Source organism: [Erwinia] mediterraneensis, from assembly GCF_900604315.1.
Taxonomy (GTDB): Bacteria; Pseudomonadota; Gammaproteobacteria; order Enterobacterales; family Enterobacteriaceae; genus Pantoea; species Pantoea mediterraneensis_A.
Window position 1 is genome coordinate 1,806,866 of sequence record NZ_LR026978.1, and the last position, 24,812, is coordinate 1,831,677.

The following is a 24,812-nucleotide window of genomic DNA, read 5'->3' on the forward strand; positions in this document are numbered from 1 at the left end:
CATGTGCTCTGTCTGCGCCTCTGCGTTACACTGTGGCCCCTGTTTTTACCGGAGAGTCCTGATGTCGCAAGACGCGCTCACCCTGTTACGTCAGCTGCACTGGCTGTCACCTTCCTCGCCTGCGCTGAACGCGCCGTTGCTTGACTGGCTGATGGAAGAAGATTCCATGACCCGTCGTTTTGAGCGCCACTGTCAACGCGTCACCGTGGAGCCTGTGCGTGAAACTTTTGTTAGCGCAGATGAGATTGCGGAAGAAGCCTCACTGTTGCCTGCTGACACGCGCTTCTGGCTACGGGAAATCATTCTTTACGGTGATGGCGAGCCCTGGCTGGCGGGTCGCACGCTGGTGCCGGAAAGCACATTGAACGGACCGGAGGCGATGCTGCAACAACTGGGCACGCGTCCACTGGGCCGTTATCTGTTCTCTTCTTCTACCCTGAGCCGCGATTTCATTGAGCCGGGACAGATTAACCATCTCTGGGGGCGTCGCTCGCGCTTGCGTTTGTCCGGAAAACCGCTGCTGCTGACTGAACTCTTTTTACCGGCGTCGCCGCTCTATCGCAGCCCAAATTGAGGATATGCAAAACGTGCAAAACAGTTTACCACTGAGCAAGTTTCAGGCTTACAGCCGCCTGATGCGCATTGATAAACCTATCGGCACCTTACTGCTGATGTGGCCCACCCTCTGGGCGCTCTGGCTGGCTGGCATGGCGGTCCCACCCTTGTCCGTACTGGTGGTATTTGTGTTGGGCGTGTTTATCATGCGCGCGGCTGGCTGCGTGATTAATGATTTTGCCGATCGTAAAGTGGATGGTTATGTGAAGCGCACCCGGGGGCGACCGCTGCCGAGCGGTGTCGTCAGTGAAAAAGAGGCCCGGCTGCTGTTTGTGGTACTGGCGCTAATCGCGTTCCTGCTGGTACTGACCATGAATCGTATGACGATTCTGCTGTCGGTCGTGGGGCTGGCGCTGGCCTGGGTCTATCCCTTTATGAAGCGTTATACCCATCTGCCGCAAGTGGTGCTGGGTGCCGCTTTTGGCTGGTCGATTCCCATGGCATGGGCGGCGGTCAGCGAGAGTTTGCCGCTGATGTGCTGGCTGGTCTTTATTGCCAACCTGTGCTGGACAGTGGCTTACGACACTCTCTACGCCATGGTCGATCGGGATGATGATCTGAAAGTGGGCGTCAAGTCGACAGCAATTCTGTTTGGCCGTTTCGATAAGTTGATTGTTGGCCTGCTGCAGCTGGCAACGCTGGGCCTGATGGCGCTGGTGGGAATAATGCTGCAGCTCAACCTGGCGTTTTATCTCTCTCTGCTGGCGGCGGCCGCGCTTTTTGTCTGGCAGCAACGGCTGATCGCGCAGCGCGATCGCGATGCCTGCTTCCAGGCCTTCCTGAATAACAACTATGTCGGGCTGGTGCTGTTTGTGGGCATTGCGCTTAACGCCCAGCCGTTTATTGCGATGTTATAAAAGCAAACAGGGCGACCCTGGAAGGTCGCCCTGTGATTACCGCATATCCTGCCTGTTAATCATGCGCCACCGCGTTCTCAATGGTCAGGCGCACATCGCTGGTCACCAGCTCAGCCAGCATCTCCCAGGTAGCCTGGGTTTTCGCCACATCCGCATCAACGGTATCGCTGATATAGCCCTCATCGCGCAGCGTTAATACCAGCGAGGTAAAGACTGCCTTATCAAAGAACTCAGGTGCATTGATGCCATGCAACACCGACAGACGCTGAGCCAGGGTGCGACTCTCTTTCTCCAGCGTGCCACGATTGATGGTGGGGCGGGTGCTGAGAATCGAGAAAGTGATGGCATAGCGTTGCAGCGTTTCACGCACGCCTGCAGCCAGCAGCTGCAAAGTACGATAACGTGCAGGGGCCAGTTTCAGCACACCTTCGTGGCGGACAAGCAGCCCCTGACGTGCCAGTTCCGCGCTGAGCGATTCCAGCAACAACGGCAGGTCTGCCCGCTCCCAGCGCAGGAACAGCTCGCTTTTCAGCATCGGGTAGATCAGGCTGACCTGGCGCAGCAGTTCAGTCTCGCCGATTTCACGGTGCTGCTGCACAATGGCGGCGATCAGCGACGGCATCACCAGCATATGGTGAATGTTGTTACGGTAGTAGGTCATCAGCACTGCCTGCTCGCGCGGCAGAATAATGATATCTCCGATATTGTCCTGCTCGGTTTCAAACTTGTTCATGCTCATGGCGTGATCAAGCAGCGCCTGCGCTGGCAGATCGGGGACAGTCGAATCCGGCGAGTAGGGTACGTTGCGCAGCAGCTGGGTATAACATTCCAGCTGCTCCAGCAGCTGCTCGCGAGTAAGTGAGCGCTGACGTGAAGCGAGCAGAGCGGTGACGCACAGGTTCATGGCATTGGCGGCGCCCGCTTCATTGATACGCACCATAACTTGCTGAGCGATATCGTTAACCGCCGGGGTAAGCCAGCTGGGACGCTGCGGCTCAATGGGGTCAATGGCGTCACGCCATTCGGGCACCTGCTTGTTCAGGTAGTTTACCAGCGGCAGCGGTTCACCGAAGTTAACATAGCCCTGGCCGAGATTACGCAGCTTACGCAGGCCACGCACCATCTGCATAAAGCCTTCTTTCTCTTTTGCCGCGCCGCGCAGCTCTTTGGCGTAAGTGCCCACTTCCATAACATGCTCGTAGCCAATGTAGATGGGCACCAGCGTAATGGGGCGATTGCCACCACGCAGCATCGCCTGTAGCGTCATCGCCAGCGTCCCGGTTTTGGGGTCGAGCAGACGGCCGGTGCGCGAACGCCCCCCTTCGACAAAATATTCCACTGAGTAGCCACGGGTAAAGAGTTCTCCCAGGTACTCACGAAACACGGTGGCATAGAGCTTGTTGCCCTTGAAGGTACGGCGAATAAAGAAGGCGCCCAGACGGCGGAAGATCGGTCCGGCCGGCCAGAAGTTAAGGTTGATACCGGCGGCGATATGCGGCGGCACCAGCCCCTGGTGATACAGCACGTAGGAGAGCAGCAGATAATCCATGTGGCTGCGGTGGCAGGGCACATAAACAATCTCATGTCCATCCTGCGCCAGCTGGCGTACGCGCTCGCCGCCGTTCACGTTAATGCCCTGATACAGACGGCTCCAGAGCCAGCCCATCACGCGGTCAGTGATACGAATCGCCTCATAGGAGAAGTCAGCGGCAATCTCTTCCATCATCTCAACCGCATTTTGCTGCGCTTTTTCATGAGAGATTTTTTTACTGCGCGCTTCATCCTCAACAGCTTTTTCAATCGCTTTAGACTGCAGCAGCTTGTTGAACAGATCCTGACGTGCTGGCAGACGCGGGCCGATGGCGGCCAGACGCTGGCGGGCAAAGTGAATACGGGCGACGCGCGCCAGTTTCTGGGCAATCGATTTATCGGTGCCGTGTTCCGTGGCCATACGGCGCAGGGAGACGGTAGGGGAGAAACGGACAAAGCTGTCGCGTCCCAGCCAGAGCACAGCAATAAACTTTTGCAAGCCGTTCAGCACGCGCAGGTGCGGGGTCCGTTCGCCCTGCACTTCACGGCCCGGCGCACGACCAAACATCACTGACACAGGCAACATCTGAACATCCAGTTGCGGATTGTTGTGATGCAGATCGAGGTATTCGTGGAAAATTTTTACCGATTCCAGGTTTGGAACAAAATAGGGGAACAGACGCGGGCCGTCATGAATAAAAACATGACGTGGCAGCAGCGCGCCGTCGATCTCCAGCGGTTCCAGCGGATCGGGCAGATGATGTTTAAGACACTGCGCACGTAATGCCAGCAAATCGGCTTTCGAATCGTAGGGCAGTACATACATAATGGGCCGGGTCGAATCCAGTCCGAGTTCGGAAACGGGATCGGCGGGAATAGCCTTACTTTTCACCAAAATCGAGAGTGGTAAATTAAGTAATTTGTAATAGAGTTTACGCCAACCTGACATAGACAACATGAAGCCTCTTGTTAGCAAAGCGCTGCAAGCATACCAGAAAGCGCTGCGAAGATCTGTGGGCATGCCATATGCACGCCGCCCAGACATTGACGTCAATTTATTCAAAGGGTTCCCATATTATGGCAAATAACGTCACCGGCTTAACCCGCATCATCAAAGCCGCTGGTTACTCCTGGAAAGGACTCCGTGCTGCCTGGCTGCATGAAGCGGCTTTTCGTCAGGAAACCCTTGCCGCCATCGCGGCCATTGTGATTGTGTGCTGGCTCGACCTCGATATGATCTCCCGTATATTGATGATCGGTGCCGTGGTGCTGGTTATCATCGTCGAGATTATTAACAGCGCCATCGAAGCGGTGGTAGACCGCATTGGTCAGGAGCATCATCCGCTGGCGGGACGGGCGAAAGATATGGGCTCGGCAGCGGTGTTAATCAGCATTTTACTGGCGCTTTTTGTCTGGATCGCGCTGCTCTGGGCACATTTGCGATAGGGTTTCCAGAAATGGCAAAACCGCTGCTTTTTCCCTCTGTTTCGGTTTCCATTTCGTGAATACCTGTATATACTCACAGCGACTGTATAAACAACCAGGGGGCGGGATGAAAGCATTAACCAGCAGGCAGCAGCAGGTCTATGACCTGATTCGCGACCATATTAACCAGACGGGCATGCCGCCGACACGCGCGGAAATCGCTTCGCAGCTGGGCTTTCGCTCACCTAACGCGGCTGAAGAACATCTCAAAGCGCTGGCACGCAAAGGCGTGATTGAAATTGTCTCTGGCGCATCGCGCGGCATCCGCCTTCTGATGGAAGAAGAGGCGCAGCCAGGCTTACCGCTGATCGGCCGCGTTGCCGCCGGTGAGCCCTTGCTGGCGCAGGAACACATTGAAGGTCACTACCATGTGGATCCTGGCCTGTTCAAACCCAGCGCCGATTTCCTGCTGCGCGTCAGCGGTATGTCAATGAAGGACATCGGAATTATGGATGGCGATCTGCTTGCCGTACATAAAACCCAGGATGTCCGCAACGGCCAGGTGGTGGTGGCGCGCATCGATGATGAAGTCACGGTGAAACGCTGGAAAAAGCAGGGCTCTATTGTGCAGCTGTTGCCGGAAAACAGCGATTTTCAGCCGATCGTCGTGGATACGCGTCAGCAGTCTCTGACCATTGAGGGTCTGGCCGTCGGTATCGTTCGCAACGGCGAATGGTTTTAAGGTCTGACCCGCGCTTACCGGTGCTGTCATACCCGCACGCAGCACCGGTTAACAGTTACGCCGCTGTCATAAGTTCATAAACAGGCGCAGCGGCCTGAAGCATGGATTTGCTGATGCCTTTCTTCTCTGCCACTGACAAAAGCCTCTGGCGGCTGGCGCTGCCGATGATCCTTTCCAATATCACCGTTCCCTTGCTGGGTCTGGTCGATACGGCCGTTATCGCCCATCTTGACAGCCCGATCTATCTTGGCGGTGTGGCCGTGGGCACCACCGCCACCAGTTTCCTGTTTATGCTGCTGCTGTTTCTGCGTATGAGCACCACCGGTTTAACGGCACAGGCGTTTGGTGCCGGTGACAAAATCGCGCTGGCGCGAGCGCTGACGCAGCCGCTGCTGATCGCGCTGGTAGCCGGTCTGCTTTTTGTCCTGCTGCGTGCGCCGTTAAGTCAGCTCATTCTGCAGATTGTGGGCGGTGACAACGCCGTACTGGAACAGGCTGAACGCTTTATTCATATCCGCTGGCTGAGTGCCCCTGCGACCCTGGCGAATCTGGTGATTCTCGGCTGGCTGCTTGGCGTACAGTACGCCCGTGCGCCGGTGCTCCTGCTGGTGGCCGGTAACCTGATTAATATCGTGCTGGATCTCTGGCTGGTGCTGGGGCTGCACTGGGGCGTCGCTGGCGCGGCGGCGGCGACCGCTCTGGCGGAGTATATGACGCTGGCGATTGGTTTGCTGCTGGTCCGGCGCGTACTGAAAATGCACGGTATCAGCCTGGCGCTGTTACAGCAGAGCTGGCGCGGGGATGTGCGCCGTCTGCTGCGTCTGAATCGCGACATAATGTTGCGCTCGCTGCTGCTTCAGCTCTGCTTTGCCTCGCTCACCGTCCTTGGCGCACGCCTCGGTCCGCAGGTGGTGGCGGTGAACGCCCTGCTGTTGATGTTTATTACCTTTACCGCCTACGCGCTGGATGGTTTTGCGTATGCCGTTGAGGCTTTTTCCGGTGAAGCCTTTGGCGCAAAAGATGGAACAAAGCTGTTGCAGGTGTGGCACGCTGCCTGTCGTCAGGCGGGGCTGGTCGCACTGGGCTTTGCGCTCTTCTACGCTCTGAGCGGGGAGTGGATTGTTTCGCTGCTGACGTCGCTGGATGCGCTGCGCGACATGGCGGATCGTTTTCTGATCTGGCAGGTGATTATGCCGCTGGCGGGCGTCTGGTGTTATCTGCTGGATGGCATGTTTATCGGGGCTACGCGCGGACGTGAGATGCGTAACGGGATGGTCATCGCCGCTCTTGGCTACGCTGCTACCCTGTTAACCTTACCCTGGCTCGGCAACCACGCTCTGTGGCTGGCGCTTATGGTTTTTCTGCTGCTGCGTGGCGTGACGCTCTGGGCTATCTGGCGCAGGCACTGGCGGCAAAACAGCTGGTTTGCACATCCGGACTAAGTGAACAGAGTCGTGGGTCACCCAGACCAGCCTTTATCTGGTTTTATCTGGTCTCTCCCTCCAGAAAATTCTGTAAAATTTCTGCTTATTGCTGAGTAGCTACTATAATTAACTTATAAAGAGGCCAAACAGCAGTGCTTTATATCGCCTCCTTCCGTGACAGAACTAACAGAAAATCTCACTGATGGATAAAAGGGAGAGACCTATGAACAGAGACGAAACCAGCGGCAACTGGAAACAGTTCAAAGGTAAAGTGAAAGAAAAATGGGGCAAGCTGACCGACGATGATATGACCGTCATTGAAGGTAAACGCGACCAGCTTGTTGGCAAAATACAGGAACGTTACGGATACGCTAAGGACGAGGCAGAAAAAGAAGTCAGCACCTGGGAAACTGAGAATAAAGATTATCGTTGGTAACTTTGTTGTATTTTTCAGGATGATGCTCCTGCCCGGACAACAGGCACAGGATGTGCCCTTACCCTTTTTTAGTTCTTTTCTTCATATCGCTCTGATGGTCATGCTGGCAGCTTTCCGGATGCTGGCACGCTTCCACTTCGGCACAGTTCACACAGAGGCCATGGGCTTCAATCACGCTATGACGCAAGGCAAATCCCGCCTGTTGCGCTAAGTCAGCAATGCTGTTTTCCACGCCACCTGCATATTTCTCATCCACCGCTGCGCAACGATCACACACCAGCATCACCGAGGTATGGGGCGGCTCTTCAAAATGATGACAGATCACATAGCTGTTATTGGATTCCACACGGTGGATAAAACCCTGTTCGAGCAGAAAATCCAGCGCACGGTAAACGGTAGGCGGTTTCGCTTGCGGCTCGCTGACGCGCAGACGATCCAGCAGATCGTAAGCACTGATTGCGCTTTGCTGTGTTGCCATCAGGCGCAGCACTTCCGCGCGTTGTGAAGTCAGGCGCACGCCACGTTGCAGACAGAGTTTTTCTGCCTGGGACATGATTTGATCGGGAATCAGGGTCGTCATGTGCATTCTCCGCTGTGCGTGAGATGTTATCTTATCACATAATTTACTCTTGTGCTGACAGGCGCGCACAGAGAAGAACACCGGTTATCTTGTTGAATGTAAGTGATAAATTTTATTAACGCTGTGTGACTGCCTCGCAGCAAAAAGCCGTGGCGTGTTTGTCTGTGTCACAGCGCAACGGTAACTGCTCTTAAAGGGCTGATTTTGCATTGCATCCTCGTCGCTTAACGTCTATCGTTCACCCTGGCCTCCAGGATTTTCGCTATGTTTCATCGCTCCTGGCCGCTGATAAAAATAACAATCGTCTTAATATAAAAAGTATCCAATCCTGCAAACAGCCCTCGCTGTTTACGTTTAAACACACAGCAATAAGGCGCTGATTTATTCCATGAATAATCAGCAATTTATTACCAGCAATAAATATCTGAAAGCTGATCCTTAAGGTGTTGCAGGCCAATGGTGAAAAACTACTCCTTGCGTCGTACGTTTAGTTACTCTTTTGTTATTAATGCATTTTTTCTTTCTTCCTCTGCGATGGCAGCGGGCACCTGGTATGACGCCCGTAATGACGCCATGGGCGGAACCGGCGTTGCTTCTTCAACCTATGGTTCAGCCGTGCTGGCTAACCCGGCGCTGATGACCAAAGCACAACCCGAAGATAAGGTCAGTATTATCTTTCCCTCCGCGGGGATTCAGGTGACTGACAAAGACAAATTGATCGACAAGGTGGACGATATTTCCGACACCGTGGATCGCTATGAAAATGTCATCGATAATCTGACGCCGGCGGATTATTTTCGCGGCTACCCGGAATTGCGTGCGGCGGCCGGTGATATGGCTGGCAAGCTCCGGGATTTGCGTGGCAACAAGGCCCATGGCAATGCGGCAGTGGCGCTGGCCGTGACCATTCCCAATGAAGAGTTGCCTTTTGCCTTTGTGACCAAAGCCTACGGCACGGCGGAAGTACGCGCCAACGTAGTGCAAAGTGATATCGATTATCTGCAGGGGGTGGCAGACGGGACGGTAATTCCGAGGCAGGGCGATGAGAATCGGTTGCGTTCTTCAGCCAATGGCCTGGCGGCGCTGGTCACCGATTACGGGGTATCAGTGGCCCATGAGTTCAACGTGGCGGGCCATCCGGTTTCAGTCGGCGTCACGCCAAAGCTGCAGAAAACCTGGCTCTATAACTACACCGACAGCATTTATAACTATGACAAGAGCGATATTAACAGCGATCGCTACCGCAGCTCTGATACCGGCTTCAACCTGGATGCCGGACTGGCAACCTCTTTTGCGGAAAACTGGACCCTGGGCCTGACCGGCCAGAATCTGATTTCACGGGATCTGGACACTAAAGAGGTTAATGGTTATCGGGATACGTATCAGATCCGACCACTGATCACCACCGGTATTGCCTGGAGCCAGGGGCCCTTTACGGCCGCGGCCGATGTCGATCTGACCCAGACGAAACGCTTCAAATCCCAGGAAGCGAGCCAGTATGCGGGCGTCGGTGCGGAATATCGCGCTCTGGACTGGCTGCAGCTGCGTGCCGGTTACCGGGCCGACATGAAGTCCGTGGATGAAAATGTCTTCACTGCAGGTATTGGCCTGTCGCCTTTCAGCAACCGGGTTCATCTGGATCTGGCAGGCTCCGTGGGTAACGATAATACCTGGGGTGCGATGGCGCAGCTGGGCTTTAATTTCTGATCGATCAGCGCCAGAGGAACTGGTGCCCGAAACGGCAACGGCAGCGCGCCGTTGCCGTTTTCTTTTCCGTGCTATCAGGGCCTGTGCCCCTTTCCGCCTTCACGGCGCCCATTGGGCCGTCCGCCTTTCCTGTGTTATCCTTGGGCAAAATTTCCTCATTCATTAACCCCAGGTTTGCTACGCTTCATGGATAAATTTCCCTCGCAACGTTTTTCTGTCGCCCCTATGCTGGACTGGACCGATCGCCACTGCCGTTATTTTCACCGGCAGTTGACCGGCTCCACGCTGCTCTATACCGAAATGGTGACAACAGGCGCCATTATTCACGGTAAAGGCGACTATCTCGCTTACAGCGAAGAGGAGCATCCGATTGCTTTACAGCTGGGCGGCAGCGATCCTGCGGCCCTGGCGCAGTGTGCGCGTCTGGCGGAGCAGCGCGGCTATGACGAAATCAACCTTAATGTAGGATGTCCTTCCGATCGTGTGCAGAACGGGCGTTTCGGTGCCTGTCTGATGGCTGAGGCGGCGCTGGTCGCGGACTGCATCAAAGCGATGCGTGATGTGGTGTCCATTCCGGTTACGGTGAAGACCCGTATCGGCATTGATGAGCAGGACAGCTACGCTTTCCTGTGTGATTTTGTGCAGACCGTCTCCACCCGGGGCGACTGCGACACCTTTATTATTCACGCGCGTAAAGCCTGGCTTTCTGGTCTGAGCCCGAAAGAGAACCGGGAAATTCCGCCGCTGGACTACGATCGCGTCTACCAGCTGAAGCGTGATTTTCCTCATCTGACGATGGCTATCAACGGGGGCGTGAAATCGCTGGCGGAGGCAAAAGCGCATTTACAGCATATGGACGGCGTGATGATGGGGCGCGAAGCGTACCAGAACCCGGGTCTGCTGGCGCAGGTTGACCCTGAGCTGTTTGATCCTGCGGCACCTGCGGTCGATCCGGTTGTGGTGGTGCGTGCCATGTATCCTTATATCGAAAGGGAACTGGCGAAAGGGACCTGGCTTGGCCATATTACTCGCCATATGCTCGGTCTGTTTCAGGGGATCCCGGGCGCACGACAGTGGCGGCGCTACCTGAGCGAAAATGCCCATAAGCCGGGGGCCGATGTACGCGTTCTGGAGGCGGCACTGCAGCGCGTCGCAGACAATATTCCGCAGGAAGCCTGATACCCGCGCGGGAAAGCGTTCAGTTTTCCCGCCATAGCGTTTTTTTCTCGCCATTTTTTCGTCATTTTCGCCAGCTTTTCTGCGGTCGTTTTAAGTTTTTGCTTAAAAATCAACAGGGCCATCATAAGTATAAGCTGGCACGCTTCTTGAAATAGCTTTCCTGTAAAACTGAGGAGCACACCGTGGAAATTTTATTCGTTCTGGGCTTTTTTCTGATGCTGATGCTGACCGGCGTTTCGCTGCTGGGCGTTCTCGCTGCGCTGGCAGTGGCGACACTACTGATGGTGGTTGGCGGGCTGTTTATGATTGTTATAGAAGTGTTGCCGTGGCTGGTGCTGGCGGTCGTTGCCGTCTGGCTGTACCGTGCGCTTTTTCATAGAGATAACCGTGTCGCGGGGGGGGCGCCTTCGCCGAAAATTCAATAAGTTAGACGAAAGGCGCTGGTGGTAATTGCGTGCGAGATCACAGTCTGGCGCTTTCCTTAACCCAAAAGCACATTTAAACATATTTTTTACTTATGTTTTCTGTCAGGATAGCACTCGTTGAGTCGAAACCTATTCATCGCCGCTGTCCCTACACCAGCGCGAACTATAAAAAAAGAAAAAGGGGCTTCCTTCGGGAAGCCCTGTTTGCATCTGTCGATCAGGGAATCAGCAAACTTGAACCCTGTGTGGCCCGACTCTGCAGCGCCTGATGCGCTTTTGCCGCCTCTTTTAACGGGAAACGCTGTTGTTCGCTGACATTGACCTTGATTACCCGACTGGCGATCAGTGAAAAAAGCTCATTGCTTGCCCGATCCAGTTCTTCGCGGTTCGTGATATAGCCAAACAGAGAAGGGCGGGTGACAAACAGCGAGCCCTTCTTATTCAGCACCGCGAGATCAACACCGGTCACCGGCCCGGAGGAGTTGCCAAAGCTGACCAGCAGTCCCTGACGATGCAGGCAATCCAGCGAGGCTTCCCAGGTATCTTTACCTACCGAGTCATACACCACGCGCACTTTTTTCCCGCCAGTCAGCTCGCTGACGCGCTGCGCAATATCCTCTTCCTGATAATTGATGGTCGCCCAGGCGCCCGCCTCTTTAGCCAGCTGCGCTTTTTCCGCTGAGCCGACGGTGCCGATCAGATGGGCGCCCAGCGCTTTTGCCCACTGACAGGCGATTAGCCCCACACCGCCGGCGGCGGCATGGAACAGGAAAACCTCATCCGGCTTGACCTCATAAGTCTGACGCAGCAGATACTGTACCGTGAGCCCTTTTAAAAAACAGGCGGCTGCCTGATCAAACGAGATGGCGTCCGGCAGGTGCGCCAGGCGATCTTCATGCACGTTATGCCACTCGCTGTAAGCGCCCAGCGCCGACTGCGCATACACCACGCGATCGCCAGGTTTAAAATGGCTGACGGCAGATCCCACCTTCTTCACCACGCCCGCGGCTTCGGTGCCCAGACCGGACGGCAATTCAGGTACAGGATAGAGCCCGCTACGCACATAGGTATCGATATAGTTCAGGCCAATCGCCTTATTCTCGACCTGCACTTCATGCTCAGCGGGATCGGCGATATCAAAGTCAACCCACTGCAGAACCTCAGGGCCGCCGTGTTCGTTGAACTGAATACGCTTTGCCATTTTTACTCCTGTGGATTATGCATCATGAGACGTGAGACAAGCGCCACAACAAGGTATACTGGCGCGTCCCTTCAGAATATCGGTATTGCATTCACTATGGCAGGAAATAAACCCACCAACAAATCGAACGAAACCCGTGATCGCCAGCTGGAAGGCATCAAGATGCCACCTCATTCGCTGGAAGCGGAGCAGTCGGTGCTCGGTGGGTTGATGCTGGACAATGAGCGCTGGGATAACGTTTCTGAGCGCGTCGTGGCAGAAGATTTCTTCAGCCGCCCGCATCGGCTGATCTTTTCTGAGATGCAGCGACTGCTGGAAGCGGGCCAGCCCATTGACCTGATCACCCTTTCCGAATCGCTGGAGACGCGCGGCGAACTGGAGATGTCAGGCGGTTTCGCCTATCTGGCTGAACTGGCGAAAAACACCCCCAGCGCGGCTAACATCAATGCCTACGCGGACATTGTGCGCGAACGTGCCGTGGTACGTGAGATGATCGCCGTCGCCAATCAGATCGCCGACGCCGGTTACGATCCGCAAGGGCGCAGCAGTGAAGATCTGCTCGATTTCGCTGAATCCAACGTGTTTAAAATTGCGGAACAGCGTGCCAATAAAGATACCGGCCCGAAAAATATTGAACAGATTCTGGAAGCGACCGTATCGCGTATTGAGTCGCTGTTCCAGACGCCGCACGATGGCGTAACCGGCGTCGATACTGGCTACCAGGATCTCAATAAGAAAACGGCCGGTCTGCAACGTTCCGACCTGATTATCGTCGCGGCGCGTCCTTCCATGGGGAAAACCACTTTCGCCATGAACCTGTGCGAAAACGCGGCGATGCTGCAGGAAAAACCGGTGCTGATTTTCAGCCTCGAAATGCCCAGCGAGCAGATTATGATGCGTATGCTGGCTTCGCTGTCGCGCGTCGATCAGACACGTATCCGTACCGGCCAGCTGGACGATGAAGACTGGGCGCGTATCTCCGGCACCATGGGCATTCTGCTGGAGAAGAAAAACATTTTTATCGATGATTCATCGGGCCTGACGCCTACTGAAGTGCGCTCACGTGCGCGTCGTATCTATCGTGAAAACGATGGTCTCAGCATGATCATGATCGATTACCTGCAGCTGATGCGCGTACCTTCGCTCTCTGACAACCGTACGCTGGAAATTGCCGAGATTTCGCGCTCGCTCAAGGCGCTGGCGAAAGAGCTGAATGTGCCGGTGGTGGCGTTGTCGCAGCTTAACCGATCGCTGGAGCAGCGTGCCGATAAACGCCCGGTGAACTCCGACTTGCGTGAATCGGGCTCTATTGAACAGGATGCTGACCTGATTATGTTTATCTACCGTGATGAGGTTTATCACGAGAACAGCGATCTGAAAGGCATTGCCGAAATCATTATTGGTAAGCAACGTAACGGCCCGATTGGTACGGTGCGCCTGACATTTAACGGTCAGTGGTCACGCTTCGATAATTACGCGGGTCCGCAGTACGACGACGAATAACGGCACGCGTCAGCGATACATTGCCTGACGCTTTCTGCAGAGAGATGCATACTTTGTGCATCTCATCAGAAAATAGTGTTGGACAACAGCAGCTTCCCCAGGGTTATCTGTAACCAAAGCGACAGTACACGCGCCGGAAACAGCATGAACCACGTTGATAATTACGATTTAAAAATACTGACCTTATTGCAGGCGAATGGTCGTCTGACCAATCAGGAATTAAGTGATCTGGTTGGCCTGTCAGCCTCGCAATGTTCGCGGCGACGCATTAATCTCGAACAGCTGAATTTAATTTTGGGCTACCACGCCCGTCTCTCGCCGGACGCCATCGGCCTTGGCATGGTGGGGCTGATTGAGGTGCGTCTGATTAACCATACTCCGGAATATGTTGAGAGCTTTCATCGGATGGTGGAGCAGGAGGCGGCGATTGTCGACGCCTATAAAACCACCGGGGATGCCGATTATCTGCTGAAAGTGGCGGTTGCGGATCTCGCTTCGCTCAGCGCACTGATTAGCCAGTTGGTAGCCGGGCATCAGAGCGTGGCGCATGTCAAAACCTCTGTGGTACTGAACCGGTTGAAAGAGAATGGCTTAATGATGCTCCCGCAGCAAAAAATGCGCTAAAACAGGGCGCGTTGCACTTATTTGGTGCACTGTCGGATACATAAATGCGCGAAATGCGCGCCTTTAAAGAGTTTTACGCATAAACTGGCGGAAAACGCGCTAAAATGCGCACAAAAATATTCATTAAAGTTCCTGTATTATCAAAAGGATATCTGATGACACCCTGGCGCGAGGGCAGATAACGTCCATTATGGTGCAATTTTTGCATTTGAATGGCGTCAATTGTCATGAGATAAAACCATGGATAACGTTGTTCAACCCGTCACTGTTCCCCATTCTCGTCTTGAAGATGCGCTGGCTATGGTGCTCGGTACGCTGATGGTTTCATTTGGCGTGATTATGCTGAAACAGGCAGGGGCGCTGACCGGCAGCACCGCCGGTATCGCTTTCCTGATCAGCTATCTCTCTTCCTGCTCTTTCGGCAGTGCGTTTTTTCTCATCAACCTGCCGTTTTACTGGCTGGCGGTGCGCCGGATGGGCTGGGAATTTACGCTGAAAACCTTCTGCGCCGTGGGCCTGGTATCGCTGTTTACCCATCTGCATCCGCTGTTTATTCATTTTTCTGAACTGAATCCTTTTTATGCGACACTGTTCGGTAACATCGTGATGGGAATTGGGTTTATAGTGTTATTCCGTCATAAAGCCAGCCTCGGGGGCATCAATATCCTGGCGCTCTGGCTGCAGGATCGCTTTGGCATACGCGCCGGTAAGCTGCAGATGGCGGTAGATACCTGCGTGGTTTTCGCCTCGCTGTTTGTGGTTTCTGTGCCCATGCTGCTCGCCTCGGTGGCGGGCGCGATAATACTCAATTTGATTATTGCTATGAATCACCGTCCTGGACGCTACAGAGTCTGAGGACGTCGGGATTCTCTTTTTCTCAACCAGGAGATGTGCACCGTGTTTCAAAACGTTGATGCCTACGCCGGCGATCCGATTCTTTCATTGATGGAAACCTTTAAACAGGATCCGCGCGAACACAAAGTGAATCTGAGTATCGGCCTCTATTACAATGAACAGGGCATCGTTCCCCAGCTTCAGGCGGTGGCGGCGGCAGAGGAGCGGCTGAAAGCGGTATCCCATGACGCGACCCTCTATCTGCCAATTGAAGGCCTGCCAGCCTACCGTCACGCCATTGCGCCATTGTTGTTTGGTGCCGATCATCCGGTGCTGACCGCAGGGCGTATCGCGTCAATTCAGACGCTGGGGGGATCCGGCGCGTTGAAAGTGGGTGCCGATTTCCTGAAACGTTACTTCCCGCAGTCAAAAGTCTGGGTCAGCGATCCCACCTGGGAAAACCATGTGGCGATTTTTGCCGGGGCTGGTTTCGAGGTCAGCACCTATCCCTGGTACGACACGGAAACCAATGGCGTGAAGTTTGACGCCTTCCTGGCTAAGCTGAAAACCCTGCCACCACAGAGTATTGTGTTGCTGCACCCCTGCTGCCACAACCCGACCGGGGCAGACCTGACGACTGCGCAGTGGGATGAAACCGTCGAGGTGCTGAAGGCGCAGCAGTTGATTCCGTTCCTGGATATCGCTTATCAGGGCTTTGGCGCAGGTATGGAAGAGGATGCCTATGCCATCCGCGCCATCGCTACCGCTGGTTTGCCTGCGCTGGTCAGCAACTCCTTCTCCAAAATTTTCTCGCTGTATGGCGAGCGCGTCGGCGGCTTGTCCATTGTCTGCGACAGCGCTGAAGAGGCGGGCCGCGTGCTGGGTCAGCTCAAGGCGACTGTACGTCGCAACTACTCCAACCCACCCAATTTTGGTGCGCAGCTGGTCTCCTGCGTGCTGAATGATGAGGCGCTTAAGGCGAGCTGGCTGGCGGAAGTGGAAGCGATGCGTCTGCGTATTCTGGAGATGCGTCAGTCGCTGGTAGCGGTACTGCGTCAGGCGCTGCCGGGCAAAAATTTCGATTACCTGCTGAAGCAAAACGGTATGTTCAGCTACACCGGCCTCAGCGCGCAGCAGGTTGATCGCCTGCGTGATGAATTTGGCGTCTATCTGATCGCCAGTGGTCGCATGTGTGTTGCCGGTCTGAACAGCAAAAACGTGCATCAGGTGGCTGAGGCGTTTGCCGCCGTCATGTAAACCATCCGGTCTTGCGATAATAAAAAAGCCGTCAGACGCTGAGCCTGGCGGCTTTTTTTATCTATTCTTTGCGCAGGGTTTACCTTTTAGCAACATGCTGCACACTTAAGAGGGATGAGTCATTCAGGAAGAGAAAGCATGTGGTATCAACAAACGTTAACGCTCAGCGCAAAAACGCGGGGATTTCACCTGGTCACTGAGGAGATTGTCGGACAGATTCGTCCGCTGGCGGAAGTACAAACCGGTTTACTGCATTTGTTATTGCAGCATACCTCGGCCTCACTCACCCTCAATGAAAATTGCGACCCCACCGTGCGCAGCGATATGGAGCAACATTTTATGCGTCACGTACCGGAAAATGCCCCTTACCAGCACGACTATGAAGGACCAGACGATATGCCTGCACATATCAAATCATCGCTGCTGGGGGTGTCGCTATTGCTGCCGGTCAGCCGTGGACGGCTGGTTTTAGGCACCTGGCAGGGTATCTGGCTCGGCGAACACCGTATCCATGGCGGTCCGCGACATATTGTCGCTACGCTACAAGGAGAATAACAATGAACATTTCGGATCTACTGGTCTACTGCATGAATAAACCGGGCGCTGAGCAGAGTGAGCACAGCGACTGGCAAGCCACCCAGGTTAAAACAGACGGCGTGCTGTTTGCCATGGTGCATGAAGTGAAAGGACGTCCGGCTCTCTCGCTGAAAACCACGCCAGCACTGGCGGAACTGTTGCGGGATGAGCACAGCGATGTGTTTCCCAGTGAACACCTCAACAAAACGCACTGGAGTACGCTGTTTCTCGATGGGGCACTGAAGGATTCGCAAATCTACTACCTGGTCGATGCCTCTTTTCAGCAGGCTATGGGCAGCAAAGCTTCTGGCGCAGGGGGGTAGATTCAGGCATATCGCCTGGCTGGGGTAGAGAGGTCCTCTCCCGTCGGGGAGAGGACTGAACAGCCTGTCAGGCTGCGCTTTCTTCACGCAGTGTATTGATATCGATAACAAAGCGGTATTTCACATCGCTTTTCAGCATACGCTCATAAGCTTCGTTGATCTGATTCATCGCGATCATTTCAATATCAGAGGTGATACCGTGTTTGCCGCAGAAATCGAGCATTTCCTGAGTTTCGGCGATGCCGCCAATCAGGGAACCGGCAATGCTGCGACGTTTCATGATCAGGTTAAACACCTGCGGAGCCGGGTGATCGTGTTCCGGTGCGCCTACCAGCGTCATGGTGCCATCGCGTTTCAGCAGAGCGATAAAGGGGTTCAGGTCGTGTTGAGCCGCCACGGTATTCAGAATAAAATCGAAGCTGTTGGTATGCTGCGCCATCTGGTCGGGATCTTTTGATACCACCACTTCATCAGCGCCCAGACGTTTCCCGTCCTCGATTTTTGATGGTGAGGTGGTAAACAGCACCACATGTGCACCCATCGCATGCGCCAGCTTCACACCCATGTGGCCAAGGCCGCCCAGGCCAACGATACCTACTTTTTTGCCCGGCCCGGTGTTCCAGTGACGCAGCGGAGAGTAAGTGGTGATACCGGCGCACAGCAGCGGCGCAACGCCGGCCAGCTCCAGATTCTCCGGTACACGCAGCACGAAGTCTTCATGAACCACCACGCTGGTTGAATAGCCGCCGTAGGTAATGGCGCCGGTTTCACGATCTTCGCCGTTGTAAGTGCCTACAAAGCCTTCTTCGCAATACTGCTCCAGCCCTTCCTGGCAGCTCGGACAACTGCGGCAGGAATCCACCATACAACCCACGCCTACCAGATCGCCGGGTTTATATTTCTGGCTGTGCGCGCCAACCGCGGTGACGCGGCCAACAATTTCATGACCTGGCACGACCGGATAGATAGTGTTTTTCCATTCGTTGCGCGCCTGATGCAGGTCGGAATGGCAAACACCGCAGAACAGCACCTCAATCTGTACATCATGAGCGCGCAGCTCGCGCGGCTTATAGTCAAAAGGCGCGAGTTTAGCTTGTGCGTTTTGAGCGGCATAGGCATGCGTAATATTCATGGTGTCTCCGTTTCAATGTGTCATGAGTAAGTAATTCGGTGAAGCGTACCGGCAGCTGCCCGCATATGACTGGGTGGTGCCAGCGGCACGTAAAGGGAGAGCGTCAGGCTATCTCCGTTATTGCGGGACAGTGTTAAGGATAGTCAGGGAAAGGGACAGACGATATACCTGAATATGTCTAAATCTTGCCTGTTTCTGCAATTGTCTGGCGAAAACGGCAGTGGAAAAGCGGAGCCAGCAGGGCGCTGGCTCACAGAGAAATTACTTTTTCAGCAAAGGCTTAAGAAAGCGTGCCGTATGCGATTTTTCACAGTTGGCCACGGTTTCCGGCGTACCGGCCACCAGAATCTCACCGCCGCCGCTGCCGCCTTCCGGACCCAAATCAACAATCCAGTCGGCAGTTTTGATCACGTCCAGGTTATGCTCAATCACCACAATGGTATTACCCTGATCGCGCAGCTGATGCAGTACCGCCAGCAGTTGTTGAATATCCGCAAAGTGCAGACCGGTGGTCGGCTCATCAAGGATATAGAGCGTCTGACCGGTTCCCCGTTTCGACAGCTCGCGCGCCAGCTTCACGCGCTGCGCCTCACCGCCTGACAGGGTGGTCGCGGACTGACCAAGGCGAATATAAGAGAGCCCCACGTCGATCAGCGTCTGCAACTTACGCGCCAGCGCAGGCACCGCCTCGAAGAAATCACGCGCCTCTTCGATCGTCATTTCCAGCACTTCGTGAATGCTTTTGCCTTTGTACTTAATCTCCAGCGTTTCGCGGTTATAGCGCTTGCCTTTGCACTGATCGCAGGGGACATAGATATCGGGCAGAAAGTGCATCTCAACCTTGATCACGCCGTCGCCCTGACAGGCCTCACAGCGGCCGCCGCGCACGTTAAAACTGAAACGCCCCGGATTGTAGCCGCGCGAACGCGCTTCTGGTACGCCAGCAAACAGCTCGCGCACAGGCGTAAAGACGCCGGTGTAGGTCGCCGGGTTGGAGCGTGGTGTACGACCGATCGGGCTCTGATCGATATCGATCACCTTGTCGAAATGCTCCAGACCGCTGATCTCACGATAGGGCGCGATCTCGCCGCTGGTGGCGCCGTTCAGCTGACGCTGCGCAATAGGGAACAGCGTATCGTTGATCAGGGTCGACTTACCGGAGCCGGAGACGCCGGTAATACAGGTAAACAGGCCCACCGGCAGCGTCAGCGTCACATCCTTCAGGTTGTTGCCGCGCGCTCCCGTCAGCTTCAGCACTTTCGTCGGGTCGCCTTTGACGCGTTCGGCAGGAACGGCTATCTCACGTTTCCCGCTGAGGAACTGGCCGGTAAGCGACTCCTCCCGCGCCATAATCTCCTCAACGGTACCCTCCGCCACAATCTGACCGCCATGAACGCCGGCGCCCGGGCCGATATCGATCACGTGATCGGCGGCGCGGATGGCATCTTCATCATGCTCAACCACAATCACGGTATTGCCGAGATCGCGCAGGTGAACCAGCGTGCTGAGTAAGCGTTCGTTATCGCGCTGGTGTAAGCCAATGGAGGGTTCATCCAGCACATACATCACGCCTACCAGCCCGGCGCCAATCTGGCTGGCCAGGCGGATACGCTGCGCCTCGCCCCCGGAGAGGGTTTCAGCGGATCGTGACATCGAGAGATAGTTCAGACCCACGTTCACCAGGAAGCTGAGGCGATCGCCAATCTCTTTCAGCACTTTTTCGGCGATTTTGGCCCGCTGGCCGCTGAGCTTCAGGTTACGGAAAAAATCCATCGCATGACCGATGCTCATCTCGGAGATGGTCGGCAGATTGGTGTTTTCCACAAACACATGACGCGCTTCACGGCGCAGACGGGTGCCGTCACAGGTGGTACAGGCGCGGTTGCTGATAAATTTCGCCAGTTCTTCCCGGACTGCGGTCGATTCAGTCTCTTTATAGCGGCGCTCCATATTATGCAGCACCCCTTCAAAGGGATGACGACGCACCGAGGTATCGCCGCGATCGTTAATATATTTGAATTCAATGCTCTCTTTGCCAGAGCCGTAAAGGATCACCTGTTGCGCTCTGTCACTCAGGCTATTAAACGGGGCTTCGACATCAAACTTGAGATGTTCTGCCAGCGAGCGCAGCATCTGGAAATAGTAGAAGTTACGGCGATCCCAGCCACGAATCGCACCGCCCGCCAGCGACAGTTCAGGGTTCTGCACCACGCGTTCGGGATCGAAATATTGCTGCACGCCCAGACCGTCACAGGTGGGGCAGGCGCCGGCCGGGTTATTAAAGGAGAACAGGCGCGGTTCCAGTTCGCGCATGCTGTAGCCGCAAATCGGGCAGGCGAAGTTGGCCGAGAACAGCAGTTCTTCGGCATCGGCCTCATCCATATCCGCCACGATGGCGCTGCCGCCGGAGAGCTCCAGCGTGGTTTCAAACGACTCCGCCAGACGCGTCGCCAGATCCTCACGTACCTTAAAACGATCGACCACCACTTCAATGGTGTGTTTTTTCTGCAGCTCCAGCTTCGGCGGATCAGAGAGATCACACACTTCGCCATCGATGCGCGCGCGGATATAGCCCTGCGCCGCCAGGTTTTCCAGCGTTTTGGTGTGTTCGCCTTTACGATCTTTCACCACCGGGGCGAGCAGCATCAGACGGCGGCCTTCCGGCTGTGACAGCACCTGATCGACCATCTGGCTCACGGTTTGCGCCGCCAGCGGCACATCATGATCCGGGCAGCGCGGTTCGCCCACGCGGGCAAACAGCAGACGCAGGTAGTCGTGAATTTCAGTAATGGTACCCACGGTGGAACGCGGGTTGTGCGACGTCGATTTCTGTTCGATTGAAATCGCCGGCGAGAGCCCTTCGATATGATCGACGTCCGGCTTCTCCATCAGGGAAAGAAACTGGCGGGCATAGGCGGAGAGCGACTCAACATAGCGACGCTGACCTTCGGCATATAGCGTATCAAACGCCAGCGAAGATTTACCGGAACCTGACAGGCCGGTGATCACGATCAGCTTGTCGCGAGGGATGATCAGGTTGATGTTTTTTAAATTATGGGTGCGGGCACCACGGACTTCTATCTTATCCATTCACATTTCCCGGATTAGCAGCACTCGCCATGCCTTGCCGACACGGCCAGAAGAAACACATCATTATGGCATAAAAAATAACCTGAATAAATATCCAGTACTCTCTTGCAAAGCAGCAACGGGAGAATCAAAATTGGAACCCAGCTCGAAACCAGGACTCACAGGTTGTGACGTGGTAGAATTAACCGTTTAGACTTAATGCAATAACTTATCGGGAGACACCAACATGGCCAGTCGGGGCGTTAACAAAGTGATTCTTGTCGGGAATCTGGGTCAGGACCCGGAAGTCCGCTATATGCCAAATGGTGGCGCGGTTACCAACATTACACTGGCCACGTCGGAAAGCTGGCGTGATAAACAGACCGGCGAGAATAAAGAGATCACCGAATGGCACCGCGTTGTGCTGTTTGGCAAGCTGGCTGAAGTGGCAGGGGAATACCTGCGCAAAGGTTCGCAGGTCTATATTGAAGGCCAGCTGCGTACGCGTAAATGGCAGGATCAGGGCGGCCAGGATCGTTACACCACGGAAGTGGTCGTCAACGTGGGCGGTACCATGCAGATGCTGGGCGGCCGTCAGCAGGGCGCCGGTGCAGGTGCGCCGATGGGCGGCGGTCAGAGCAACAACAACGGTTGGGGCCAGCCACAGCAGCCGCAACAACAGCCGCAGGGCGGTAATCAGTTCAGCGGTGGCGCGCAGTCGCGTCCGCAGCAGAGCGCTCCGGCGAACAACGAACCGCCGATGGATTTTGACGACGATATCCCATTCTGAGTGCGTATCCTGGCGGCATGATGCCCTCTTAATGCATCACGCCGTTTAATCTCTGAAAGGCCTGCAAAGCGTTGTGCGCTTCCTGCAGGCCTTTTTTACAGGCCGCCTGAGGGCGCGTCTGCGTCAGCAGGATAAGTGTCAGGCTGTGGCATTCTGGTGATCGCATAAACGGCTGTTTTGCAATTCGCAGTGAAAAAGAGGCATGCTGACGGCTTCCGGATGGCTTGAGGATGTAGATTGTGTCAGTAGTGCCCGCTGTTTTCCCCTGTGAAAAAGATCGCGCCCAGTTTCGCCAGCTGGCTGAACTGCCCGGGGTGGAACTCTATCAGGCGCATATTGCGCGTTATGCCTTTGAGCCGCACACCCATGAGGCGTTCGGCATCGGCACTATCCTTGCAGGCGCTCAGCGCTTTCGCTATCGCGGCAGCCATTACGTAGCGCCTGTCCATTCTCTGGTGATGATGAATCCGGATGAGCTGCATACCGGCGAGTCCGCTTGTGAAGAGGGCTGGCGTTATCGCATGGTCTATATTCAGCCCGAGAGGCTGGAGATGCTGACCGGTGAGCGGGGATGGTGGTTCAGTGACGCGCTGCGCGTGGATCGCCGCGCAGCCCAGCCGTTGTCGCACGCCCTGGCGGCGCTGTGGCAGGCGGAAACCGCGCTCGAACGGGAGGGTTTGCTGGTTGACCTGCTGGCTTTTATGCGACCTTTTGCCCGCGTGGCGCGGCCGTCGCAGCAGCAGGAGGCACATCGCTTTGACCGCGTGCGCGAATATCTGCGTGCCAGTCTGGCGCAGACCATCCGGCTTGATACGCTGGCCGCGCTGGTTTCCCTCACGCCCTGGCACTTCCTGCGCGCCTTCAAACAGCACTATCACGTTACGCCCCACCAGATGCTGATGGCGTTTCGCCTCTATGAAGCGAAACAACTACTGGCGCGCGGCTGTGCGGCGGCAGAGGTGGCTTTCATGGTGGGCCTGACCGATCAGGCTCATCTGACGCGCGCGTTCACTCGTCGTTACGGTATTACTCCGGTTCGTTACCAGAAACAGGTCATGCCAGCGCAATCTGCTACAAGAATTTTTCTGCCCACTCAGGGAAACTGAGCGGCACCGATTCTATAAGGAAGAAAAACATGTTTGCAGGCGTACTCTTTGCTCTGGCGGCAGGGCTGATGTGGGGGCTGATCTTCGTCGGACCGCTGATCGTGCCCGATTATCCCGGCACCTTACAGTCGGCTGGCCGTTACGTCGCCTTTGGCCTGATAGCCCTGCCGCTCGCCTGGCAGGCGCGTCATCATCTGCGTCAACTGTGCTCAGGCGACTGGGCAGAAGCCCTGCAACTGTCGCTGATTGGCAATCTGCTCTACTACGCCTGTCTGGCCAACGCGATTCAGCGTACCGGCGCACCGGTTTCAACCATGATTATTGGCACCCTGCCGGTCGTTATCTCTGTTACCGCCAACCTCTGTTACGGACATCTGGAAGGAAAGCTATCCTGGCGGCGTCTGTCGCCTGCGCTGATGCTGATCGCGCTGGGATTACTGTGTGTAAACCAGGCAGAGTGGCAGGCTGCCGAAACACCGCCGGATATCCCCGGCTATCTGACAGGGATCCTGCTGGCATTATGCGCCGTTGCGTGCTGGACCTGGTATCCGCTGCGTAATGCGCGCTGGCTGCGTGCGCATCCCGAGGTGAAACCCTCAACCTGGGCTACGGCGCAGGGAGTAGTGACACTGCCGCTGGCGCTGCTCGCCTGGCTGTTGGTCAGCGGGCAACTCGCCTGGCAGCGGCCTGACTTTGCCTTGCCTTTCGGTCCCCGCCCGGAAATTTTTATTCCCTTAATGCTGGCTATCGGCCTGTTTTGCTCCTGGCTGGGAACGCTGTGCTGGAATGCTGCCAGTCAGCGGCTTCCCACGGTTTTAATTGGACCGTTGATTGTCTTCGAAACCTTATTTGGCCTGTTGTGGACATTTCTCTGGCGCCAAAGCTGGCCGCCACTGTTAACGCTCGGCGGTATTCTTTGCCTGATAGCTGGCGTGCTTTATGCAATGCGTGTTAAGCCCCGGCCAGTCATTAAGAAAATGAAAGTCTGACGCGGTGGAGAAAGAATAACAGGCGCATTACCCGATAAGAGAAAGCTATTTTAAGATTACCTCCAGGTATTTTACCCTGCTTATTTGGCTGGCGAAGGGATGCTTAACTGCCTTCTTATAACCTAAGGTTTTTTTTGATCCCTTTTTTTCATCCATTAAGATATAAAAAGGCAACCTGCGCAAGGGACTTACAGCCGTAATGCCCGGGTTTTCTCTGCTATTAAGGCAGCAAAGTAGCGCCGGGCAGACAGAGGTGAAGCTTGCTTTTTCAACGAAGCGCGCAAGAAACATGCTTTTTGGTCAATTTTTTTGCTGCACCCGGGTGCCGTAACGCTTTTCTGCGTCCTTTCTTCCGCCGATAAATGTGATGAAAAGCCATATTTTGCTGCGGGGATAATGCAAATGTTGCGAATAATCTGAGATGTCAGTCACCTCAAATGATTAGCACTGCCTAACTATGGATGAACACTCTTAACAGATTACGGGTA

At 55.1% G+C, this 24,812-nt stretch carries 24 protein-coding genes; 18 read left to right on the forward strand and 6 right to left on the reverse strand.

The annotated features are described in order from the left end of the window. The first annotated feature begins 61 nt into the window (after nt 1-61). Nucleotides 62-574, forward strand: coding sequence for a chorismate lyase (ubiC, locus tag E0E17_RS08440; RefSeq protein WP_130833331.1), 513 nt, complete (start codon nt 62-64; stop codon nt 572-574). 4 nt (nt 575-578) lie between these two features. Then, entirely contained in the window at nt 579-1,472 is an 894-nt protein-coding gene (gene ubiA, locus E0E17_RS08445) for a 4-hydroxybenzoate octaprenyltransferase (protein WP_207302048.1), read from the forward strand. Nucleotides 1,473-1,527: 55 nt separating this feature from the next. Here the strand turns inward: ubiA and plsB are convergent, their stop codons facing one another. Further along, nucleotides 1,528-3,951, reverse strand: a complete 2,424-nt coding sequence (gene plsB, locus E0E17_RS08450; RefSeq protein WP_130835500.1) for a glycerol-3-phosphate 1-O-acyltransferase PlsB — start codon at nt 3,949-3,951, stop codon at nt 1,528-1,530. 128 nt (nt 3,952-4,079) lie between these two features. Between plsB and E0E17_RS08455 the strand changes: the two genes are divergently transcribed. The 4 genes from E0E17_RS08455 (at nt 4,080) to E0E17_RS08470 (ending at nt 7,029) form a co-directional block, all read left to right on the forward strand. Further along, a complete protein-coding gene (locus E0E17_RS08455) occupies nt 4,080-4,448 on the forward strand; it encodes a diacylglycerol kinase (protein WP_130833335.1) in 369 nt (122 codons plus the stop codon). A 106-nt stretch (nt 4,449-4,554) separates the two neighbouring features. Then, nucleotides 4,555-5,169, forward strand: a complete 615-nt coding sequence (gene lexA, locus E0E17_RS08460; RefSeq protein ID WP_130833339.1) for a transcriptional repressor LexA — start codon at nt 4,555-4,557, stop codon at nt 5,167-5,169. Between the two features lie 113 nt (nt 5,170-5,282). After that, nucleotides 5,283-6,611 (forward strand): MATE family efflux transporter DinF, encoded by a 1,329-nt coding sequence (gene dinF / locus E0E17_RS08465; protein ID WP_130833341.1) that lies wholly within the window; start codon nt 5,283-5,285, stop codon nt 6,609-6,611. Nucleotides 6,612-6,816: 205 nt separating this feature from the next. Then, the gene (locus E0E17_RS08470) at nt 6,817-7,029 is read left to right on the forward strand and encodes a CsbD family protein (protein WP_130833343.1); all 213 of its coding nucleotides are present in this window, start codon (nt 6,817-6,819) and stop codon (nt 7,027-7,029) included. A 58-nt stretch (nt 7,030-7,087) separates the two neighbouring features. On the opposite strand, the gene zur is transcribed toward E0E17_RS08470, so the two are convergent. Continuing rightward, nucleotides 7,088-7,609: a zinc uptake transcriptional repressor Zur gene (gene zur / locus E0E17_RS08475; protein ID WP_130833345.1), complete on the reverse strand. Its 522-nt coding sequence runs from the start codon at nt 7,607-7,609 to the stop codon at nt 7,088-7,090. A gap of 456 nt (nt 7,610-8,065) precedes the next feature. Here zur and E0E17_RS08480 point away from each other — a divergent pair, with 456 nt between their 5' ends. The 3 genes from E0E17_RS08480 (at nt 8,066) to pspG (ending at nt 10,920) form a co-directional block, all read left to right on the forward strand. Continuing rightward, complete coding sequence (locus E0E17_RS08480; RefSeq protein ID WP_130833347.1) at nt 8,066-9,316, forward strand: conjugal transfer protein TraF; 1,251 nt, start codon at nt 8,066-8,068, stop codon at nt 9,314-9,316. Between the two features lie 186 nt (nt 9,317-9,502). Further along, on the forward strand, nt 9,503-10,495 hold the full coding sequence (dusA, locus tag E0E17_RS08485) for a tRNA dihydrouridine(20/20a) synthase DusA (protein ID WP_130833349.1): 993 nt from the start codon (nt 9,503-9,505) through the stop codon (nt 10,493-10,495). 215 nt (nt 10,496-10,710) lie between these two features. Then, a complete protein-coding gene (gene pspG / locus E0E17_RS08490; protein ID WP_337587007.1) occupies nt 10,711-10,920 on the forward strand; it encodes an envelope stress response protein PspG in 210 nt (69 codons plus the stop codon). A gap of 217 nt (nt 10,921-11,137) precedes the next feature. Here pspG and E0E17_RS08495 read toward each other — a convergent pair whose 3' ends face one another. Further along, nucleotides 11,138-12,121: a quinone oxidoreductase gene (locus tag E0E17_RS08495; RefSeq protein WP_130833353.1), complete on the reverse strand. Its 984-nt coding sequence runs from the start codon at nt 12,119-12,121 to the stop codon at nt 11,138-11,140. Nucleotides 12,122-12,217: 96 nt separating this feature from the next. Between E0E17_RS08495 and dnaB the strand changes: the two genes are divergently transcribed. Both dnaB and E0E17_RS08505 read left to right on the forward strand, forming a co-directional pair. Continuing rightward, complete coding sequence (dnaB, locus tag E0E17_RS08500) at nt 12,218-13,624, forward strand: replicative DNA helicase (protein WP_130833355.1); 1,407 nt, start codon at nt 12,218-12,220, stop codon at nt 13,622-13,624. A 144-nt stretch (nt 13,625-13,768) separates the two neighbouring features. Next, nucleotides 13,769-14,248 carry an Lrp/AsnC family transcriptional regulator gene (locus E0E17_RS08505; RefSeq protein ID WP_130833357.1) on the forward strand — a complete coding sequence of 160 codons (480 nt, stop codon included), beginning with the start codon at nt 13,769-13,771 and terminating at the stop codon, nt 14,246-14,248. Nucleotides 14,249-14,321: 73 nt separating this feature from the next. Here the strand turns inward: E0E17_RS08505 and E0E17_RS20190 are convergent, their stop codons facing one another. Further along, nucleotides 14,322-14,477 carry a hypothetical protein gene (locus E0E17_RS20190; protein ID WP_165446216.1) on the reverse strand — a complete coding sequence of 52 codons (156 nt, stop codon included), beginning with the start codon at nt 14,475-14,477 and terminating at the stop codon, nt 14,322-14,324. An 11-nt stretch (nt 14,478-14,488) separates the two neighbouring features. Between E0E17_RS20190 and E0E17_RS08510 the strand changes: the two genes are divergently transcribed. From E0E17_RS08510 to E0E17_RS08525, 4 genes are all read left to right on the forward strand, one after another. Next, nucleotides 14,489-15,103 carry a YitT family protein gene (locus E0E17_RS08510; RefSeq protein ID WP_130833360.1) on the forward strand — a complete coding sequence of 205 codons (615 nt, stop codon included), beginning with the start codon at nt 14,489-14,491 and terminating at the stop codon, nt 15,101-15,103. A gap of 42 nt (nt 15,104-15,145) precedes the next feature. Continuing rightward, nucleotides 15,146-16,339, forward strand: coding sequence for an amino acid aminotransferase (locus tag E0E17_RS08515; RefSeq protein ID WP_130833363.1), 1,194 nt, complete (start codon nt 15,146-15,148; stop codon nt 16,337-16,339). 138 nt (nt 16,340-16,477) lie between these two features. Then, on the forward strand, nt 16,478-16,894 hold the full coding sequence (locus E0E17_RS08520) for a secondary thiamine-phosphate synthase enzyme YjbQ (RefSeq protein ID WP_130833365.1): 417 nt from the start codon (nt 16,478-16,480) through the stop codon (nt 16,892-16,894). 2 nt (nt 16,895-16,896) lie between these two features. After that, nucleotides 16,897-17,238, forward strand: a complete 342-nt coding sequence (locus tag E0E17_RS08525) for an MmcQ/YjbR family DNA-binding protein (RefSeq protein WP_130833367.1) — start codon at nt 16,897-16,899, stop codon at nt 17,236-17,238. 67 nt (nt 17,239-17,305) lie between these two features. Here E0E17_RS08525 and E0E17_RS08530 read toward each other — a convergent pair whose 3' ends face one another. Both E0E17_RS08530 and uvrA read right to left on the reverse strand, forming a co-directional pair. Further along, entirely contained in the window at nt 17,306-18,370 is a 1,065-nt protein-coding gene (locus E0E17_RS08530; protein ID WP_130833369.1) for an NAD(P)-dependent alcohol dehydrogenase, read from the reverse strand. Nucleotides 18,371-18,631: 261 nt separating this feature from the next. Continuing rightward, nucleotides 18,632-21,460, reverse strand: a complete 2,829-nt coding sequence (gene uvrA / locus E0E17_RS08535) for an excinuclease ABC subunit UvrA (RefSeq protein ID WP_130833370.1) — start codon at nt 21,458-21,460, stop codon at nt 18,632-18,634. Nucleotides 21,461-21,686: 226 nt separating this feature from the next. On the opposite strand from uvrA, the gene ssb1 reads away from it, so the two are divergent. The 3 genes from ssb1 (at nt 21,687) to E0E17_RS08550 (ending at nt 24,324) form a co-directional block, all read left to right on the forward strand. Next, complete coding sequence (ssb1, locus tag E0E17_RS08540) at nt 21,687-22,229, forward strand: single-stranded DNA-binding protein SSB1 (RefSeq protein ID WP_130833371.1); 543 nt, start codon at nt 21,687-21,689, stop codon at nt 22,227-22,229. A 239-nt stretch (nt 22,230-22,468) separates the two neighbouring features. Then, nucleotides 22,469-23,335 (forward strand): AraC family transcriptional regulator, encoded by an 867-nt coding sequence (locus tag E0E17_RS08545; protein ID WP_130833373.1) that lies wholly within the window; start codon nt 22,469-22,471, stop codon nt 23,333-23,335. Nucleotides 23,336-23,364: 29 nt separating this feature from the next. After that, on the forward strand, nt 23,365-24,324 hold the full coding sequence (locus tag E0E17_RS08550) for a DMT family transporter (protein WP_130833375.1): 960 nt from the start codon (nt 23,365-23,367) through the stop codon (nt 24,322-24,324). The last annotated feature ends 488 nt before the right edge of the window (nt 24,325-24,812 follow it).

Excerpts from the sequence above, each read along its gene's own strand:
- ubiC (WP_130833331.1), top strand. The coding sequence starts at position 62 with ATGTCGCAAGACGCGCTCACCCTGTTACGTCAGCTGCACTGGCTGTCA.
- ubiA (WP_207302048.1), top strand. The coding sequence starts at position 579 with ATGCAAAACGTGCAAAACAGTTTACCACTGAGCAAGTTTCAGGCTTAC.
- plsB (WP_130835500.1), bottom strand. The coding sequence starts at position 3,951 with ATGTCAGGTTGGCGTAAACTCTATTACAAATTACTTAATTTACCACTC.
- E0E17_RS08455 (WP_130833335.1), top strand. The coding sequence starts at position 4,080 with ATGGCAAATAACGTCACCGGCTTAACCCGCATCATCAAAGCCGCTGGT.
- lexA (WP_130833339.1), top strand. The coding sequence starts at position 4,555 with ATGAAAGCATTAACCAGCAGGCAGCAGCAGGTCTATGACCTGATTCGC.
- dinF (WP_130833341.1), top strand. The coding sequence starts at position 5,283 with ATGCCTTTCTTCTCTGCCACTGACAAAAGCCTCTGGCGGCTGGCGCTG.
- E0E17_RS08470 (WP_130833343.1), top strand. The coding sequence starts at position 6,817 with ATGAACAGAGACGAAACCAGCGGCAACTGGAAACAGTTCAAAGGTAAA.
- zur (WP_130833345.1), bottom strand. The coding sequence starts at position 7,609 with ATGACGACCCTGATTCCCGATCAAATCATGTCCCAGGCAGAAAAACTC.
- E0E17_RS08480 (WP_130833347.1), top strand. The coding sequence starts at position 8,066 with ATGGTGAAAAACTACTCCTTGCGTCGTACGTTTAGTTACTCTTTTGTT.
- dusA (WP_130833349.1), top strand. The coding sequence starts at position 9,503 with ATGGATAAATTTCCCTCGCAACGTTTTTCTGTCGCCCCTATGCTGGAC.
- pspG (WP_337587007.1), top strand. The coding sequence starts at position 10,711 with ATGCTGATGCTGACCGGCGTTTCGCTGCTGGGCGTTCTCGCTGCGCTG.
- E0E17_RS08495 (WP_130833353.1), bottom strand. The coding sequence starts at position 12,121 with ATGGCAAAGCGTATTCAGTTCAACGAACACGGCGGCCCTGAGGTTCTG.
- dnaB (WP_130833355.1), top strand. The coding sequence starts at position 12,218 with ATGGCAGGAAATAAACCCACCAACAAATCGAACGAAACCCGTGATCGC.
- E0E17_RS08505 (WP_130833357.1), top strand. The coding sequence starts at position 13,769 with ATGAACCACGTTGATAATTACGATTTAAAAATACTGACCTTATTGCAG.
- E0E17_RS20190 (WP_165446216.1), bottom strand. The coding sequence starts at position 14,477 with ATGACAATTGACGCCATTCAAATGCAAAAATTGCACCATAATGGACGT.
- E0E17_RS08510 (WP_130833360.1), top strand. The coding sequence starts at position 14,489 with ATGGATAACGTTGTTCAACCCGTCACTGTTCCCCATTCTCGTCTTGAA.
- E0E17_RS08520 (WP_130833365.1), top strand. The coding sequence starts at position 16,478 with ATGTGGTATCAACAAACGTTAACGCTCAGCGCAAAAACGCGGGGATTT.
- E0E17_RS08525 (WP_130833367.1), top strand. The coding sequence starts at position 16,897 with ATGAACATTTCGGATCTACTGGTCTACTGCATGAATAAACCGGGCGCT.
- E0E17_RS08530 (WP_130833369.1), bottom strand. The coding sequence starts at position 18,370 with ATGAATATTACGCATGCCTATGCCGCTCAAAACGCACAAGCTAAACTC.
- uvrA (WP_130833370.1), bottom strand. The coding sequence starts at position 21,460 with ATGGATAAGATAGAAGTCCGTGGTGCCCGCACCCATAATTTAAAAAAC.
- ssb1 (WP_130833371.1), top strand. The coding sequence starts at position 21,687 with ATGGCCAGTCGGGGCGTTAACAAAGTGATTCTTGTCGGGAATCTGGGT.
- E0E17_RS08550 (WP_130833375.1), top strand. The coding sequence starts at position 23,365 with ATGTTTGCAGGCGTACTCTTTGCTCTGGCGGCAGGGCTGATGTGGGGG.